This window comes from Pseudomonas vlassakiae, from assembly GCF_014269035.2.
Classification (GTDB): domain Bacteria; phylum Pseudomonadota; class Gammaproteobacteria; order Pseudomonadales; family Pseudomonadaceae; genus Aquipseudomonas; species Aquipseudomonas vlassakiae.
This window is the reverse complement of sequence record NZ_JABWRP020000005.1, coordinates 166,173-183,055: the sequence shown is the minus strand read 5'-3', so window position 1 is coordinate 183,055 and position 16,883 is coordinate 166,173. Positions and strand designations below refer to the sequence as shown.

Here is a 16,883-nt window from a genome sequence, read left to right as displayed (position 1 = left end):
GGAGTTTAATCACAACGCTAGATCCTCAGGTGTAAATGTCATCTTGAACGAACGATAACGATTGAAATCGCTCGGCTTCATACCCTGCATCTCGGTCAAGCGACCGATGTTCTTCACTGCCGCCACCGCCGAACTGTCGAACGGCCCATCGCCGCTGGACTTGATCACGCTGACACCGGTGACGGTGCCGTCCGGCAACATGTTGACCTGCAGGGTCACCGTCATGCCCTTACGCGCGGAAGGCGGACGTGCCCAGCCCTCGGCCGCGCGCATGCGGATCAGGTCGTCGAAATCGCCGGCCACCTGGTCACCCTGCTCGTCAGCCAGGGCCTGCTGCCGCTCGGTGGTGTCGGACAACAGCTCGGCCAGTGCCTGAGCTTTCTTGTCTTCCGCCGACTTGCGGGCCGCTTCCTGTGCTTTCTTCTTCTGCGCATCTGCAGCGGCCTTCTTCTTGGCCTCTTCAACTGCCTTTTTCTTCGCTTCCTCGGCCGCCGCTTTCTTCTTGGCGTCCTCGGCTGCTTTCTTCTTCGCCTCCTCGGCGGCCTGCTTCTTGGCCTCCTCGGCTGCCTTTTTCTTGGCTTCTTCCTCGGCCTGCTTCTTCGCCTCTTCCTCGGCCTTTTTCTTGGCGATGTCAGCCTGCTGCTTCTCAGCGGCCTTCTTCGCCTCTTCGGCTTTCTTGGACTCGGCGGCTTTCTTGGCTTCGGCAGCCTTTGCAGCCTCCTCGGCCTTCTTGGCTTCGGCGGCCTCGCGTGCTTCTTCAGCCTTTTGAGCGGCGTCGGCTTTCTTTTGTTCCGCGGCCTTGATGGCCTCCTGCTCGACCTTCTTCTGCTCCAGCTGCTCGACTTCGGTCTGGCGCGAGGCGGTTTTCTTCGCCTCCCCGGCAATCTTCTGATTGGTCTGGGTAGTTGCCTGACTCTTGGACTTGAGCTGATACAGGGTAGCCTGAACGATCGGCTTGGAAGGCGGCAGTTCAGGCGTCATGGCAAAGCTGACGAACAGCAGGGCGAACACCAGCACATGCAGGCCGATGGCCCAGACACTGGGCCAGAAGTAGCTTTCCGAGGCGGATGGCTCTCGCTGTTGCATCAGGGCGCCTCGGTAATCAGGCCAACGTTACCGACACCGGCCTTCTGCAACCCGCCCATGGCGCCCATGACGGCGCCGTAGTCGACAGCCTTGTCGCCTCGAATGAAGACCTGGGTCTGCTTGCCCTGATCGCGACCGGCGGCAATGATCTTGGTCACTGCGCTGGTCATGTCCGGCAAGGTCATGGCCTTGTCCATCTGCTTGTCGGTATCGACTTCGCTGCCGAGGTTCCAGTAGTAGGTCTTGTCGGCCTTGATGGAGATGGTGAGGATCTGGACGTTGTTGTCCTGCGGCAAGGCTTCGCTGGAAACCTTGGGCAGGTCGACCTTCACGCCCTGGTTGAGCATGGGCGCCGTCACCATGAAGATGACCAGCAGCACCAGCATCACGTCGATGTAGGGCACCACGTTCATCTCGGCGACGGGCTTGCGTTTGTGGCGAACTCGGGCCATGGGCTTCTACCTGATTACTCTTCGCTGGTGTGCACTTTGCGGTGCAGGATCGCCTGGAACTCGTCGGCGAAGGTGTAGTAACGGCCGATCAGCACTTCGCTGCGCGCCGCGAAACGGTTGTAGGCGATCACCGCAGGAATGGCCGCGAACAGGCCGATCGCGGTGGCGACCAGCGCTTCGGCGATACCCGGGGCAACAGTGGCCAGGGTGGCCTGCTGGGCACTGGCCAGGCCGCGGAACGAGTTCATGATGCCCCACACGGTACCGAACAGGCCGATGTACGGGCTGGTCGAACCTACGGTGGCGAGGAACGGCAGGCTCTGCTCGAGTTTTTCTTCTTCACGCGAGATGGCCACGCGCATGGCACGCGCCACGCCCTCCATGACCGCGTCCGGGTCAACGCCCGGCTGCTGGCGCAGGCGCGAGAACTCCTTGAAGCCGGCACGGAAGACCTGCTCCACGCCGGAGTCCGGGTCCGGGTTGCTGCCTGCCTGACGATACAGCTTGGACAGGTCGATACCCGACCAGAAGCGCTCCTCGAAGGCATCCAGCGCACGGCGACCGGCGCGCAGCATGGTGCTGCGCTGGAAGATCATGATCCATGAGGTGACCGAGGCGGCCACCAGGGTCAGCATTACCAGCTGTACCACCACGCTGGCATTGCTGACCAGACTCCACATGGAGGTATGGTCGACGACGTTAGCTTCCACGCTTATTCTCCTGCGTTCGATTGATTACCCGAGCCGTCCGCCACAAAGGCGTCGCGCAGCTCTGGGGGTATGGCTCGGGGTTTGAAAGTGTCGGCGCGCACGGCGGCCACCAGGAACTGCCCTTCGCAGAGCAGCGTTTCATCCTTTTCCCGCCAGACCTGCTGCACGAAGCGCAGGCTGGCGCGATTGAGTTCAAGTACTTGCGCGGTGACCCTCAGCTCGTCATCCAGGCGTGCCGGCGCGTGATAGCGGGCTTCGCTGGAATGAACCACGAACAGCAGGTTGTCCTCGGCCAACTGCGCCTGGGAAAAGCCCAGATGCCGCAGGCGCTCGGTGCGCGCGCGCTCCATGAATTTCAGGTAATTGACGTAATACACCACGCCACCGGCATCGGTATCTTCGTAATAGACGCGACAACGGTGTGCGAACGGTTCCAGGCCATTTTGCGCGCGCATACTCTAGTGCTTACTCCTCAGCTTGCCAATCCGCCGCGGCAACTGTTTTTGATCATTAATGTCGAATTGCCAGCGCACCATCGGCATGCCAGCGGTAGGACCACGAAAAGCAGGTTTTGATCGGTCATTCATCGCCTGGCTCGGAAAATTCGGATTGCCCGCCGAGGCTGCCAGGCACATTCAAGCCAAAGTGCAGGTAGGCATGCCGGGTTACCACGCGACCGCGCGGGGTGCGCATGATATACCCCTGCTGGATCAGGTAAGGCTCGAGCACATCCTCGATGGTATGCCGCTCCTCGCTGATGGCCGCAGCCAGGTTGTCCACACCCACCGGACCACCGTCGAACTTCTCGATCATGGTCAGCAGCAGGCGGCGGTCGGAATGGTCGAAACCCCGCTCATCGACGTCCAGCAGGTTCAGCGCCATGTCGGCCACGGCCTTGGTGATCTGGCCCTTGCCGCGCACCTCGGCGTAATCGCGCACCCGGCGCAACAAACGGTTGGCGATACGTGGCGTGCCACGGGCACGCCGGGCGATCTCATAGGCGCCGTGGTCCTCGATGGCCAGGCCAAGGATGTTGGCCGAACGGCTGACGATGGTCGCCAGGTCCTTGTCGCTGTAGAACTCAAGGCGCTGGACGATACCGAAGCGGTCACGCAACGGGTTGGTCAGCATCCCGGCCCGGGTGGTCGCGCCAACCAGGGTAAACGGCGGCAGGTCGAGCTTGATCGACCGGGCCGCAGGGCCTTCGCCGATCATGATGTCCAGCTGGAAGTCTTCCATCGCCGGGTACAGCACTTCCTCGACCACCGGTGACAGGCGGTGGATTTCATCGATGAACAGCACGTCGTGCGGTTCGAGGTTGGTCAGCATCGCCGCCAGGTCACCCGGCCGCTCGAGGATCGGCCCCGAGGTGCTCTTGACCGATACCCCCATCTCCTGGGCGATGATATTGGCCAGGGTGGTCTTGCCCAGCCCGGGCGGGCCGAAGATCAGCGTATGGTCGAGCGATTCGCCGCGCCCACGGGCCGCCTGGATGAACAGCGCCATCTGCTCGCGCACCACCGGCTGGCCGATGTACTCGTCCAGGCGCAACGGGCGGATCGCACGGTCCTGGACTTCTTCACGGTCGCGGCCACTGGCGGCGATCAGACGGTCGGCTTCGATCACTTGGCAATCATCCCTTTAAGGCTGCGACGAATGAGTTCCTCGCTGCTCAGGCCGGCCTTGTCCTTGATCGCGGCGATGGCCTTGCTCGCTTCCTGCGGCTTGTAGCCCAGAGACACCAGGGCGCTGACCGCATCGGCCTCGGCGGAAGACTCGCTGGCCAGCGGCAGTGGGCCATCAGAGACCAGGGTGAACATGGCCGGTGAGGTTTCCCAGGCCTTGAAGCGGTCCTTCAGTTCGACCAGCAGGCGCTCGGCGGTCTTCTTGCCAACGCCTGGCACGCGCACCAGCACCGCAGCATCCTGAGCCTGCACGCAGCGCACCAGCTCGTCCACTTCCAGGCCAGACATCAGCGCCAGCGCCAGCTTTGGGCCCACACCATTGAGGCGAATCAGCTCACGGAACAGCTCGCGCTCGCGCTTTTCGGCAAAGCCGTACAGCAGGTGGGCGTCTTCACGCACCACCAGGTGGGTATGCACGGTCACCGACTCGCCAACCTTCGGCAGACGGTACAGGGTGGTCATCGGCACTTCCAGCTCGTAGCCTACGCCGTTGACGTCGATAATCAGGTGCGGCGGCTGTTTTTCCGCCAGGGTGCCGCGCAAACGTCCAATCACGTTCCGATCCTTCCTCTCGGGGAGCCGGTCGAAGACCGCTCAACCCTATCAGCAAATGCACCGGGAGAATGGTTCACCCGGACAAAATGTGTATCAGCGCATGAAGCGCTTACAGACGCAAGCGCCCGCCTCGCCGCCGCGCCGTGGCCAGGCCGTGGGGCACCAGGCTGGAGCGGGTATGGGCATGGCACATCGCGATGGCCAAGGCATCCGAAGCATCGATCTGTGGCTTTTGGGTCAGCTTGAGCAGATGCATGACCATCAACATCACCTGTTCTTTATTGGCCCCGCCGCTGCCAGCGACTGCCTGCTTGACCTGGCTGGCGCTGTATTCGGCGATCTCCAGCCCGGCCTCGATGGCAGCAACGATGGCCGCGCCGCGAGCCTGGCCCAGCTTGAGCGCCGAATCGGCGTTGCGTGCCATGAACACCCGTTCGATGCCCATGGTCACCGGGCCGTGCTGGGCGATGATCTCGCTGACGCCGCGAAAGACAATCTGCAACCGCTCAGGCAACTCGCCGCTGCCGGTGCGGATGCAGCCCGACGCCACGTACTCGCAACCACGGGCGGTCTGGCGGACCACACCATAGCCGGTGATGCGCGAGCCGGGGTCGATACCAAGAATCAGAGTCATAGGGCCCGTTTTTAAAAGCATGCATGTGTGCAAACTGTACCGGCCCTTTCGCGGGTAAACCCGCTCCTGCAGCTACTGCACCAACCTCGGATTGAGCGCAGTCGTTGCAGGAGCGGGTTTACCCACGAAAGGGCCGGTACAGACACCGACAAATTCAAAGCGCCGGCACTGATCGCCAGAACACCTTAGCCGAGTTTTTCCATGATCTCGTCAGAGATCTGCGCATTGGAGTAGACGTTCTGCACGTCATCCAGGTCCTCGAGCATGTCGATCAGCTTGAGCACTTTCTCGGCGCCCTCCTGGTCCAGTTCCGCGCTGGTGGTCGGCTGCATGACGATTTCCGCGTCGGCAGCCTTGAAGCCCGCCTCTTCCAGCGCGTTACGCACGGCATAGAAGCTATTGAACGAGGTGAAAACGTCGAACGATCCGTCGTCGTGGGCCACCACGTCGTCGGCATCGGCCTCCATTGCGGCTTCCATCAGGGCATCTTCGTCGATGCCCGCAGCGAAGCTGATCTGGCCCTTGCGCTCGAACAGGTAGGCGACCGAGCCGTCGGTGCCGAGGTTGCCGCCACACTTGGTGAAGGCATGGCGCACGGCGGCAGCAGTCCGGTTGCGGTTGTCGGTCATGGCCTCGACCATGATCGCCACGCCACCCGGGCCGTACCCTTCGTAGCTGAGCTCTTCGACGTTGTCGCTTTCGTTGGTGCCGGCACCCCGGGCCACGGCGCGATCGATGATGTCGCGGCTCATGTTGGCGCCCAGCGCCTTGTCCAACGCCAGGCGCAACCGCGGGTTGGAGCCTGGGTCGGCACCGCCTTGCTTGGCAGCGACGGTCAGCTCACGGATCCACTTGGTGAAGATCTTGCCTCTCTTGGCATCCTGGCGCTCTTTGCGGTGCTTGATGTTCGCCCACTTGGAATGACCAGCCATAACGACTCCGAATCCTTGAAACAGAAACAGGTTCCGCCCCGAAGGGCGGAACGTGGGAATACTGCGCCGAAGCGCCGGGGCGCACCCGCCGGGATGCGCCCGGGGCCGATTACTCGACCTTGGTCTGCTCGCGCAGACGGATGTGCAGCTCGCGCAGGGCCTTGGCGTCGACCATGCCAGGCGCCTGGGTCATGACGCACGCGGCGCTCTGGGTTTTCGGGAAGGCGATCACTTCACGGATCGACTGGGCGCCGGTCATCAGCATGACCAGACGGTCCAGGCCAAAGGCCAGGCCGCCGTGAGGTGGCGCACCGAACTTCAGGGCGTCGAGCAGGAAGCCGAACTTCTCTTCCTGTTCCGCAGCTTCGATGCCCAGCAGGCGGAACACCGCTTGCTGCATCTCCTTGCGGTGGATACGGATCGAACCGCCACCGAGCTCGGTACCGTTCAGCACCATGTCGTAGGCGCGGGACAGCGCGGTGGCCGGGTTGGCCTCGAGCTCTTCCGGAGTGCACTTCGGCGCGGTGAACGGGTGGTGCAGCGCGGTGAAGCTGCCGTCTTCGTTCTCTTCGAACATCGGGAAGTCGACGACCCACATCGGCGCCCACTCGCAGGTCAGCAGCTCGAAATCGTGACCCAGGCGGATACGCAGCGCGCCCAGGGCTTCGCTGACGACCTTGAACTTGTCGGCACCGAAGAACACGATGTCACCGTCGACGGCGCCAACGCGGTCGAGGATGTTGTTGAGGTTGGCCTCAGGGATGTTCTTGACGATCGGCGACTGCAGGCCTTCGACGCCCTTGGCGCGCTCGTTGACCTTGATGTAGGCCAGGCCCTTGGCACCGTAGATGCCGACGAACTTGGTGTACTCGTCGATCTTGCTGCGCGGCATGCTGGCGCCGCCTGGCAGGCGCAGTGCGGTGACGCGGCACTTCGGATCGTTGGCCGGGCCGGCGAAGACCTTGAACTCGACATCCTTCAGCTGGTCGGCGACGTCGACCAGCTCCAGCGGGATGCGCAGGTCAGGCTTGTCGGAACCGTAGCGGCGCATGGCCTCTTCGAAGGTCATGTGCGGGAATTCGCCGAACTCCAGATCCAGCACTTCCTTGAACAGCTTGCGGATCATGCTTTCGGTGAGGCCCATGATCTCGGCTTCGTCGAGGAAGCTGGTCTCGATGTCGATCTGGGTGAATTCCGGCTGGCGGTCAGCACGCAGGTCTTCGTCGCGGAAGCATTTGGCGATCTGGTAGTAGCGGTCGAAACCGGCAACCATCAGCAGCTGCTTGAACAGCTGAGGCGACTGCGGCAAGGCAAAGAAGCTGCCTGCATGGGTGCGGCTCGGCACCAGGTAGTCACGTGCGCCTTCTGGCGTGGCACGGGTGAGGATCGGGGTTTCGACGTCGAGGAAGCCGTTTTCATCGAGGAACCGACGGATGCTGCTGGTGATGCGCGAACGCAGGCGCAGCTTGTCGGCCATTTCCGGGCGACGCAGGTCGATGAAGCGGTAGCGCAGGCGGGTTTCCTCGCCGACGTCGGAGTATTCGTTCAGCGGGAACGGCGGCGTTTCCGCTTCGTTGAGCACGTTCAGCTGGTAGCCGAGGATCTCGATCGCACCGGACGCCATGTTGGCGTTCACTGCGCCTTCCGGGCGCTTGCGCACCTTGCCGGTGATCTGCACGACGTACTCGCTGCGCACGCGGTCGGCGGCGGCGAAGGTTTCGGCGCGATCCGGGTCGAACACGACCTGGGCCATGCCTTCGCGGTCACGGATGTCGAGGAAGATCACCCCGCCGTGGTCCCGGCGACGATGGACCCAGCCGCAAAGGGTGACTTCCTGGCCGTCCAGGCTCTCGTTCAGTTGGCCGCAATAATGGCTGCGCATCATGATGGTGGTTTCGCTTCTCGTGATTCGTGTATTCGTTGGAGGCCTTGGCCGCCCGGAGGGCTAATACTGCAAGACCCGGCTACTGCAATTCAACTCAGTCGGCCTTGTCGCCGCCTGCCAGGTTCTTTTTTGCCCCGGTCTTGAAGTCGGTTTCGTACCAGCCGTTGCCACTCAGGCGGAAGCCAGGGACCGACAGCAGTTTCTTCAATGCCGGCGCCTGACAGGCCGGGCAGTCGGTCAGCGGCGCGGCGCTGATCTTCTGCAGCACCTCCATCCGGTGATCGCAGGAAGCACATTGATAGTCATAAAGGGGCATGAACGTCTCTCGTCAACCACAACGCTGGCTGCCGGGGCAGCAAAAAGCGGGATTATATATGGTTAACCGACACTGCGCAGCCCGGCGGGCGATCAGCGTGCACTCGGCGGATCACGCAACCAGGCGACACAAATCACCCGGATCAGCCCGCTGAAGTTGCGCACCCCACCCTGACGCAGGTGCACTTCACGGTCGACATAGGACAGCACGGCGCTGACCGAGCACTGGTTCGCCGCGGCGATCTGCTCGAGGATACCCCAATACACCGCCTCCAGGCGCAGGCACGTGGAAAAACCGTTCAACCGCACCGAACGCGATACCGGCTGCGTCTGCAACATGTCGAAATCGGCCTTGAACGGGTCGATGCACTGCTTGCCAGGCCAATGCCCCAACTTCACCGCACGCTTGATTGCTTGCATCGCGCCACCTCCTCAGTTCGTCAACTGGGGCTCAATGAAGCGCAGAGCGAGACGCCCAAAGCAGCGGCAAAACCTTCCCGCACAAGCGAAAAAGCCCGGCTGGAATGGATTCAGCCGGGCTTTCTGACAGGTCCTACACAATTTGCCGTTTATTTACCGTCGAGCAGCACCCGCAGCATCCAGGCGGTCTTTTCATGCACCTGCATGCGCTGGGTCAGCAGGTCAGCGGTGGGTTCATCGCTGACTTTGTCCACCACCGGGAAAATGCTGCGTGCAGTGCGCACCACAGCCTCTTGCCCCTGCACCAACTGACGGATCATTTCATCGGCAGGCGGCACACCCTCCTCCTCCTTGATCGAGGAGTGCCGTGCGTAGAAGGCGTACGAACCTGGCGCCGGGAAGCCCAGTGCACGGATCCGCTCGGCGATCGAGTCGACCGCCAGCGCCAGTTCGTTGTACTGCTCTTCGAACATCAGGTGCAGGGTGCGGAACGATGGGCCGGTGACGTTCCAGTGGAAGTTATGGGTTTTCAGATACAGCACATAGGTATCCGACAACAGGCGGGAAAGCCCTTCGACGATGGACTTGCGATCTTCTTCACTGATACCGATATCGATTGCCATGAAGTTCCCCTTTCCATAAGGCTTGATGATCAAGCAGGTACTACACACTGTATCAATGCCTGGCGCAAGGCGACCATGACACAGGGCAAACCATCGGTGCTTGCCGGCTGCGGTTTGAGAAGCCCCCGCCTTTGCTGTTAAATAGGCACGGTGCCACCCGTGCGGACTGTCATTGCCGGGTGCATAGGCTGGCCTCCACGTGTTCGCGCTTTACACCTCATGCGCACCGTGCCGCCAGCTCTTCCTGTGATCGGCCTTATCAACTGTGAGCCAACCCATGTTCAAGATCGTCCATCTGGTGACGGGCGTTGCGGCTTTGCTGCTATCGCTCATACCCAGCCTCAAACCCGACGCAATACCCTTCCTGCAGCAACCCGACGCGGTCTATCTGACCCTGCTGGGCCTGCTCAACCTGCTGCTGGCCCCGGTCGTGCCACTGTATTACCGCGGTGCGCGGCAACAGCTGCAATACCTGGCCTGCGCCCTGCTGGTGGTGGCCGTGGTCCTGCAGACCCTGACCCTGCTCGCGCGCCCGGAAATGGGCAACCTGGCGGCGCTGGTCTGCGCCGCGCTGGCTGTCGCCATGCACCTGGTGGCCGGCTTCGCCCGCAGCAGCAAGAAAGCACGTGCCAGCCAAGGTGCGCCACTGGAAGCCGGCAAGCGTGATACCGGCACCGTTAAGTGGTTCAACACTTCCAAAGGCTTCGGGTTCATTTCCCGCGACTCGGGCGACGACATCTTCGTGCACTTCCGCGCGATCCGCGGCGAAGGTCACCGCATCCTGGTCGAAGGCCAGCGCGTGGAGTTCTCGGTGATGCACCGCGACAAAGGCCTGCAGGCCGAAGACGTGGTCGCGGTGAACCGCCGCTGAGCCCGCACCGCCCTGGGGCAAGCCCAGGGCGGCCACTCATCAATAATGAGGTGGCGGCGCCTCTTCCCCCTCACTGCCAACCTGCCCGACCATTTCTTCATACCGCTTGATCAGCTCGGCCATCTGCAGTTGCAGACGCTCGATGACCCGCCCCTGCTCGACCACCACATCATTCAGCGCCTGGATCGTGTCGTCCTGGAACGCCTGACGGGTTTCCAGCTCGATGATGCGCAACTCCGCCGACATGTCAGACCTCCCGATAATCATGGGTCAGCAGCGCACGCAGACGCTGACGAATGGTGTCCACCTGCTCCGGTGCATACCCAACGGCCGGGACCTTGCCCCACACCGGCGCAGGCCAGGCTGGATCGTCATGACGGCGAACGATCACATGCATGTGCATCTGGCTGACCACGTTACCCAAGGTGGCAACGTTCATCTTGTCAGCCGCGAACGCATGCTTGAGCGTTTCGGCCAGGTAGGTGGTTTCTTTCCACAGCTGCGCCTGGTCTTCGTGACCGAGATCGAACAACTCGCTCACACCCTCACGCCTGGGCACCAGAATGAACCACGGGTAATTGGCATCTTTGCTCAGCAGCAGGCGGCACAGCGGAAAGTCACCCAGCACCAGGCAATCCTGCTGCAAACGCGAATCCATATCAAACACGATCAATCTCCAAACAAAACCCTGTGCGCCAAGGATACGCTGCTTCGCCCCGTTCGAGCATGTTGCCAGACGCGTGAATGCACGCTTTAAGCCCATGAGTCTTCACGAATTGCACAACCGCGGTAACACAGCGCTACTTTTCGCACCAAAATGAGGCCAGCAAAGTGTGCGCCACTACGCTTCTACCCACATTAACCACTCAGGATCAACAGTGGGCGGTAACACATTGACTTTTAAGGCAGCTTTTTCTTTCGACCTGCCGAATGAAACCGGCACACCATCAGACAACGCCCGCCCCGTAATTGCGGCACTTTCCGACCTCTGGCGGCCGGTTCTGTGAAAATTTCATGAACCGTTGTTAATTTTGAGCATGCTTGTTGCATTCTCTCCACGCCAAGTCGGCACGACACCTGCATTGACCAGGTGACGCGACAAATAACAACAGCGAGATTGGGCACACCAGGGAGTTTCCCAGCCAGAGTCTGTAGTTACAGAATTCTTACGGCGATGGAACAGCGCTGGCGTTGTACGAACCGGTTAAACGGGGCGTGATTTGCGACATGGAAATACCTGAAAGCGACATGGCCATAAAGTTCCCGAAAGGATGAATTTTGCCATATCGCCAAGAACAGTCAGCGTGCTATACATTTCCGCCGACATAACAAGAAAGAGCTGTTCCATATAACTAAAAGACTTGGACGCAGCGGTACTCTTCCTAAAAACCAAAGGAGCAAATCACGATGCGCGTGATGAAGTGGAGCATGATCGCCCTGGCCGTTGCGGCAGGGACCTCACAGATGGCAGTGGCCTCGTCCCAGGATGAGTCCAAGGGTTTCCTCGAAGACAGCAAGCTGAACGTCAAGACTCGCATGCTGTACTTCAGCCGTGACTTCCGTAACAACGAGCGTAACCCTCGTACCGGCTTGCGTCAGAGCCGTGTTGAAGAAACCGGCCTCGGCTTCCTCGGCACTTATGAGTCGGGCTTCACCCAAGGCGTGATCGGCGTGGGCGTCGATGCCATCGGCATGCTCGGCGTGAAACTGGACAGCGGCAAAGGCCGCCACAGCACCGGCCAGTTCCCGACTGATGCCGACGGCCGTGCGCAGGACGAGTTCTCCGAAGGCGGCGGCGCGGTCAAACTGCGCGTCTCCGATACCGTGCTGAAAGTCGGCGACCAGTTCACTGCCCTGCCAGTGCTCGCGACCGATGACAGCCGCCTGCTGCCAGAAGTGGCCCAAGGCGCGCTGATCACCAGCAACGAAATCAAGGGCCTGACCCTCAACGCCGGTCACTTCACCGCGCTGAATGCCCAGTCCCAGACCTTCCACGACAGCCTGCACCTGAAGCAGGCCGACGTTTTCGGTGGCACCTACGCCTTCACCGACAACCTGTCTACCAGCCTGTACTACTCCAAGGTCGAAGACTACTGGCGCAAGTACTACGCCAACCTGAACTGGGCGCTGCCGCTCTCGGACAAACAAGGTCTGGTGTTCGACTTCAACATCTATGACACCAAGAGCGATGGCCGAGGCCTGCAGCGCGCCGAGAAAGATGACGTGACCAAGCTCGACAACCAGGCCTACAGCCTGTCGGGCGCTTACAACATCGGCGCTCACACCTTCACCCTGGCCTACCAGAAGGTCCATGGTGACGGCGACTACGGCTACGGCGTGGACGGTGGCGGTACCATCTTCCTGGCCAACTCCGTTGCCCGTTCCGACTTCAACGCCGAAGACGAGAAATCCTGGCAGGCTCGCTACGACCTGAACTTCGCCGAATACGGCGTTCCAGGCCTGACCTTCATGACCCGTTACGTGCGTGGTAGCGATGCCAACACCGGTTCCACCAGCAATGGCAAGGAATGGGAACGCGACGTAGACGTCAAGTACGTCCTGCAGGAAGGCCCGGCCAAAGACCTGAGCTTCCGCGTTCGTCAGGCCACCTACCGCTCCAGCGATGGCGTCTACTACGGTTCGAGCTCGATCGACGAACTGCGCCTGATCGTCGAGTACCCGCTGAGCATCCTGTAAGCCTGGCTTATAGTGCCCCGCACCTGAAAAAGCCCGGCACACTTGCCGGGCTTTTTCTTGGCTGACAACTGCCACGCCCTGGGGCATTCTGTACGCCTTCGTTTCGCCCCCGTACAATGCGGGGCTATTTCAACGTCTTAGGCAATCGACACGGCTAACCATGCGCACCAGTCAATATTTGCTCGCCACCCAGAAAGAAACCCCTGCCGACGCAGTGGTCATCAGCCATCAGCTCATGCTGCGTGCCGGCATGATCCGCAAACTGGCTTCCGGCCTGTACACCTGGCTGCCGATGGGCCTGCGGGTGATGCGCAAGGTCGAAAACGTTGTGCGCGAGGAAATGAACGCCGCCGGCGCCCTGGAAGTGTTGATGCCCAGCATCCAGCCTGCCGAACTGTGGCAGGAATCCGGCCGCTGGGAACAGTACGGTCCTGAGCTGCTGCGCCTGAAGGACCGCCATCAGCGCGAGTTCTGCGTCGGCCCGACCCACGAAGAAGTGATTACCGACCTGGCCCGCAACGAGCTGTCCAGCTATAAACAGCTGCCGCTCAACCTGTACCAGATCCAGACCAAGTTCCGTGACGAGATTCGCCCACGCTTCGGCCTGATGCGCGGCCGCGAATTCATCATGAAGGATGCCTACTCCTTCCATGCCGACCAGGCTTCCCTGCAGGAAACCTACGACCGCATGCACCAGGCGTACACCAACGTCTTCACCCGTCTGGGCCTGGACTTCCGCCCGGTGCAGGCCGACACCGGCTCCATCGGTGGCAGCTACTCCCACGAATTCCACGTCCTGGCCGAGTCGGGCGAGGACGACGTGATCTTCAGCGACAGCTCCGATTACGCCGCCAACATCGAGAAGGCCGAGGCCATCCCGCGTGAAACCGTGCGCCCTGCGCCTGCCGAGGAGCTGCGCCTGGTCGATACCCCGGATGCCAAGACCATTGCCCAGCTGGTGGAAAACCACGGCCTGCCGATCGAAAAAACCGTCAAGACCCTGATCGTGCGCGGCGCCGAGGAAGGCAAGCTGGTCGCCCTGATCGTCCGCGGCGACCACGAGCTCAACGAAATCAAGGCCGCCAAGCTGGAACAGGTTGCCGACCCGCTGGTCATGGCCACCGACGCCGAACTGCGCGAGGCCATCGGTGCCGGCGCCGGTTCGCTCGGCCCGCTGAACCTGCCGCTGGAAATCGTGATCGACCGCTCGGTCGCCCTGATGAGCGACTTTGCCATCGGCGCCAACATCGACGACAAGCACTACTTCGGGGTGAACTGGGAGCGTGACCTGCCGGTTCCACAAGTCGCCGACCTGCGCAATGTCGTCGAAGGTGACCCAAGCCCGGACGGCCAGGGCACCCTGGTCATCAAGCGCGGCATCGAAGTGGGCCATATCTTCCAGCTCGGCACCAAGTACAGCGAGGCGCTCAAGTGCCAGGTGCTGGGTGAAAACGGCAAGCCGGTGACCCTGTCCATGGGCTGCTACGGCATTGGCGTGTCCCGCGTGGTCGCCGCCGCCATCGAGCAGAGCTACGACGACAAAGGCATCATCTGGAACGACGCCCTGGCACCGTTCCAGATCGCCCTGGTACCCCTGCGTTACGAAACCGAGGTAGTCCGCGAGGCAACCGACAAGCTGTACGCCGAACTGACTGCAGCCGGCTACGAGGTGCTGCTGGACGACCGCGACAAGAAGACCAGCCCCGGCATCAAGTTCGCCGACATGGAGCTGATCGGCATTCCGCACCGCATCGTCGTCAGCGATCGCGGCCTGGCCGACGGCAACCTGGAGTACAAGCACCGCACCGAGTCGGAGGCCCAACAGCTGCCGCTCAATGAAGTGCTGACCTTCCTGCAGGCCCGCGTTCGCCGCTGATAACCAATGCACGAGTAATCATGTCCAAGCGAAGTACCTTTACCCTGGGGGGCGCCGCACTGTGCGGCGCCTTGCTCGCCAGCGGTTGCGCCAACCAGATGTCCCAGCGCAGCGATCATGAGGAGCGTGTCGAGCGCAAGCTGCTCGAACACACCTTGCAGATCGATGTCGGCGAGCCGAAGGTGATGGAGCTTCCGCAACGGCGTGTGCGCATCCACGAGCAGAAGCGTTTCGAGGTCACCGAATACGAGGTCACCCGCCGCTACGACCGCTACACCCCATACCAACCGTGGCGGGAGATCTACGAGATCCCGCTGGGCGCGGTAGCCGTGGTGGCCGGTATAGGGGCTAACGTAGTCAACGTGTTCACCCTTGGCAACCTGCCGCAGAGCATCACCCACGACTGGCTCAGCTATGGCGTGGATGGCCTCAATCCGTTCATGAATACGCCGTCCAATGGCCGTGCTCAGCAGAACCTGGCGGGCATCAGCGAAGTGCAGAAGGACAAGCGCGAGGAGTTCACCAGCGTGCCCTGGAGCGAGCGGCTGGTTGAAGTCAAGGCAGGCAAGATGACCCACGAACTGACTACCGACAGGAACGGCGTCTTGCGCCTGAACCTGCTGGACAGCCCGTTCTCGGAACAGCACCTGAATCACGTCGGCACCTTGCACCTGCAAGCGGTCGACGAGGACAACGCGGTGCGTGGCGATGCCAGCCTGCTGGTCAGCGCCACCTTGCGCAACAAGCTGCGAGAGGCCCATGAGCTGATCTTCGATGACCTCGAGGATGACGATGTGGGCCAGTGGGTACACCGGGTCAAGCGCTTGTCCGAGCTGGGCCTGGAAGAGGAAGCCAGCGAGATGGAGCAGAGCCTGATCGAGCTGACACGCAACGATCCGGAGCTGCAACAGGAATTCCTGTCGGCACTGACCAAGGCCACTGGCCGGTTGGTCGCTGATCCCGGCCTGTAGGAGCGGGCGTGGTAGCGAAGGGCCGCAAAGCGGCCCTCACTGCTCAGAAGTAAACAGCTCCAGCTGTTCATGCGCCCCGCGCAGGTCCCTCAGCCTCACCCCCACCCCCAGCAAGCGCACCGGCTTGCCACCCCGGGCGAACGCCTGGCTTAGCAGCTGTCGGTAGCTTTCCAGGTCCCTCCCCGCCCCTGCCTGCTCCATCGTCGTCTGGCTGAAGTCATGGAACTTGACCTTGACGAACGGCTTGTCCGGGCGGTAACTGCTGTCCATCCGGGCAATCCGCTGATTGAGGCTTTCGAGCAGCTCCGGCAACCGTTCAAGGCAACTGGCCAAGTCTGGCAGGTCGTTGTCATAGGTATTTTCCACACTGACCGACTGCCGGCGGCTATCGTTGTGAACCGCACGCTCGTCAACCCCTCGCGCCAACCCCCAGAGCCGCTCGCCAAAACTGCCGAATTCACGCGCCAACGCCAGCCGCGACCATTCACGCAAGTCAAGACAGGTGTCGATCCCCAGGCGGTTCAACTTGTCGGCGGTCACTTTGCCCACGCCATGCAACTTGGCCACCGGTAATGCAGCCACAAAGGCCTCGACCTGCTCCGGGGTAATCACGAAGATGCCGTTGGGCTTACGCCAATCGCTGGCGATCTTGGCCAGGAACTTGTTCGGCGCCACCCCCGCAGATACCGTGATATGCAGGGTGCGGGCAACACGCCGGCGAATGTCCTCGGCGATTCGCGTAGCGCTTCCGGCATACCACTGGCTGTCACTGACATCCAGATACGCCTCATCCAGCGACAACGGCTCGATCAGCTCGGTGTAGTCACGGAAGATGGCGTGAATCTCACGCGAAGCCTCCCGGTAAGCGTCGAAGCGCGGCTTGACGATTTCCAGGTCCGGGCACAGCTTGAGGGCATGCCGGGACGACATGGCCGAACGCACGCCATAGGCGCGTGCTTCATAATTGCAGGTGGCGATCACCCCGCGACGGTCAGGAGAACCCCCCACGGCCATGGGGCGACCGGCCAGGCGCGGGTCGTCACGCATCTCGATGGCGGCGTAAAAACAATCGCAGTCGATATGGATGATCTTGCGCAAAGACATTGATGAGGGCCACCACTGTAAATTCATACAGATAGTAGCGCATGCCGCTGACGGTGAGACAGCCTGC

19 protein-coding genes are annotated in these 16,883 nt (G+C 61.6%); 4 read left to right on the top strand and 15 right to left on the bottom strand.

Going from position 1 to position 16,883, the window contains the following annotated elements:
* Positions 1 to 9: 9 nt before the first annotated feature.
* The 12 genes from tolA to HU738_RS08875 form a co-directional block, all read right to left on the bottom strand.
* Complete coding sequence (gene tolA / locus HU738_RS08930) at positions 10 to 1,086, bottom strand: cell envelope integrity protein TolA (RefSeq protein ID WP_186603467.1); 1,077 nt, start codon at positions 1,084 to 1,086, stop codon at positions 10 to 12.
* Positions 1,086 to 1,538, bottom strand: a complete 453-nt coding sequence (gene tolR / locus HU738_RS08925) for a protein TolR (RefSeq protein ID WP_008090221.1) — start codon at positions 1,536 to 1,538, stop codon at positions 1,086 to 1,088. The genes tolA and tolR overlap by 1 nt, the downstream gene beginning before the upstream one ends.
* 14 nt (positions 1,539 to 1,552) lie before the next feature.
* Positions 1,553 to 2,248, bottom strand: a complete 696-nt coding sequence (tolQ, locus tag HU738_RS08920) for a protein TolQ (protein ID WP_027919953.1) — start codon at positions 2,246 to 2,248, stop codon at positions 1,553 to 1,555.
* A gap of 2 nt (positions 2,249 to 2,250) precedes the next feature.
* The gene (gene ybgC, locus HU738_RS08915; protein ID WP_054883399.1) at positions 2,251 to 2,703 is read right to left on the bottom strand and encodes a tol-pal system-associated acyl-CoA thioesterase; all 453 of its coding nucleotides are present in this window, start codon (positions 2,701 to 2,703) and stop codon (positions 2,251 to 2,253) included.
* A 124-nt stretch (positions 2,704 to 2,827) separates the two neighbouring features.
* Positions 2,828 to 3,874, bottom strand: coding sequence for a Holliday junction branch migration DNA helicase RuvB (ruvB, locus tag HU738_RS08910; protein ID WP_176507805.1), 1,047 nt, complete (start codon positions 3,872 to 3,874; stop codon positions 2,828 to 2,830).
* The gene (ruvA, locus tag HU738_RS08905) at positions 3,871 to 4,488 is read right to left on the bottom strand and encodes a Holliday junction branch migration protein RuvA (protein WP_099814856.1); all 618 of its coding nucleotides are present in this window, start codon (positions 4,486 to 4,488) and stop codon (positions 3,871 to 3,873) included. The genes ruvB and ruvA overlap by 4 nt, the downstream gene beginning before the upstream one ends.
* A 109-nt stretch (positions 4,489 to 4,597) precedes the next feature.
* Positions 4,598 to 5,122: a crossover junction endodeoxyribonuclease RuvC gene (ruvC, locus tag HU738_RS08900; protein WP_054883402.1), complete on the bottom strand. Its 525-nt coding sequence runs from the start codon at positions 5,120 to 5,122 to the stop codon at positions 4,598 to 4,600.
* A gap of 185 nt (positions 5,123 to 5,307) precedes the next feature.
* On the bottom strand, positions 5,308 to 6,054 hold the full coding sequence (locus HU738_RS08895; RefSeq protein ID WP_176507804.1) for a YebC/PmpR family DNA-binding transcriptional regulator: 747 nt from the start codon (positions 6,052 to 6,054) through the stop codon (positions 5,308 to 5,310).
* 109 nt (positions 6,055 to 6,163) lie between these two features.
* Positions 6,164 to 7,939 (bottom strand): aspartate--tRNA ligase, encoded by a 1,776-nt coding sequence (gene aspS, locus HU738_RS08890; protein WP_176507803.1) that lies wholly within the window; start codon positions 7,937 to 7,939, stop codon positions 6,164 to 6,166.
* A gap of 94 nt (positions 7,940 to 8,033) precedes the next feature.
* Entirely contained in the window at positions 8,034 to 8,255 is a 222-nt protein-coding gene (locus tag HU738_RS08885) for an FmdB family zinc ribbon protein (RefSeq protein WP_043209521.1), read from the bottom strand.
* Between the two features lie 92 nt (positions 8,256 to 8,347).
* Positions 8,348 to 8,674 (bottom strand): ribbon-helix-helix domain-containing protein, encoded by a 327-nt coding sequence (locus HU738_RS08880; protein ID WP_176507802.1) that lies wholly within the window; start codon positions 8,672 to 8,674, stop codon positions 8,348 to 8,350.
* Between the two features lie 149 nt (positions 8,675 to 8,823).
* Positions 8,824 to 9,297, bottom strand: coding sequence for a Dps family protein (locus HU738_RS08875; protein WP_103445281.1), 474 nt, complete (start codon positions 9,295 to 9,297; stop codon positions 8,824 to 8,826).
* 277 nt (positions 9,298 to 9,574) lie between these two features.
* Here HU738_RS08875 and HU738_RS26130 point away from each other — a divergent pair, with 277 nt between their 5' ends.
* Positions 9,575 to 10,168 carry a cold-shock protein gene (locus HU738_RS26130; RefSeq protein WP_176507801.1) on the top strand — a complete coding sequence of 198 codons (594 nt, stop codon included), beginning with the start codon at positions 9,575 to 9,577 and terminating at the stop codon, positions 10,166 to 10,168.
* 39 nt (positions 10,169 to 10,207) lie between these two features.
* Here the strand turns inward: HU738_RS26130 and HU738_RS08865 are convergent, their stop codons facing one another.
* Positions 10,208 to 10,414, bottom strand: a complete 207-nt coding sequence (locus tag HU738_RS08865; protein ID WP_186603468.1) for a SlyX family protein — start codon at positions 10,412 to 10,414, stop codon at positions 10,208 to 10,210.
* A gap of 1 nt (position 10,415) precedes the next feature.
* A complete protein-coding gene (locus HU738_RS08860; protein ID WP_186603469.1) occupies positions 10,416 to 10,835 on the bottom strand; it encodes an HIT family protein in 420 nt (139 codons plus the stop codon).
* 740 nt (positions 10,836 to 11,575) lie between these two features.
* On the opposite strand from HU738_RS08860, the gene HU738_RS08855 reads away from it, so the two are divergent.
* The 3 genes from HU738_RS08855 (at position 11,576) to HU738_RS08845 (ending at position 15,712) form a co-directional block, all read left to right on the top strand.
* Positions 11,576 to 12,865: an OprD family porin gene (locus HU738_RS08855; protein ID WP_176507799.1), complete on the top strand. Its 1,290-nt coding sequence runs from the start codon at positions 11,576 to 11,578 to the stop codon at positions 12,863 to 12,865.
* A 160-nt stretch (positions 12,866 to 13,025) separates the two neighbouring features.
* The gene (locus HU738_RS08850; protein ID WP_186603470.1) at positions 13,026 to 14,741 is read left to right on the top strand and encodes a proline--tRNA ligase; all 1,716 of its coding nucleotides are present in this window, start codon (positions 13,026 to 13,028) and stop codon (positions 14,739 to 14,741) included.
* Positions 14,742 to 14,761: 20 nt separating this feature from the next.
* Positions 14,762 to 15,712, top strand: coding sequence for a hypothetical protein (locus tag HU738_RS08845; protein ID WP_054883411.1), 951 nt, complete (start codon positions 14,762 to 14,764; stop codon positions 15,710 to 15,712).
* Positions 15,713 to 15,748: 36 nt separating this feature from the next.
* Here the strand turns inward: HU738_RS08845 and dinB are convergent, their stop codons facing one another.
* The gene (gene dinB, locus HU738_RS08840) at positions 15,749 to 16,810 is read right to left on the bottom strand and encodes a DNA polymerase IV (protein ID WP_186603474.1); all 1,062 of its coding nucleotides are present in this window, start codon (positions 16,808 to 16,810) and stop codon (positions 15,749 to 15,751) included.
* Positions 16,811 to 16,883: the final 73 nt, after the last annotated feature.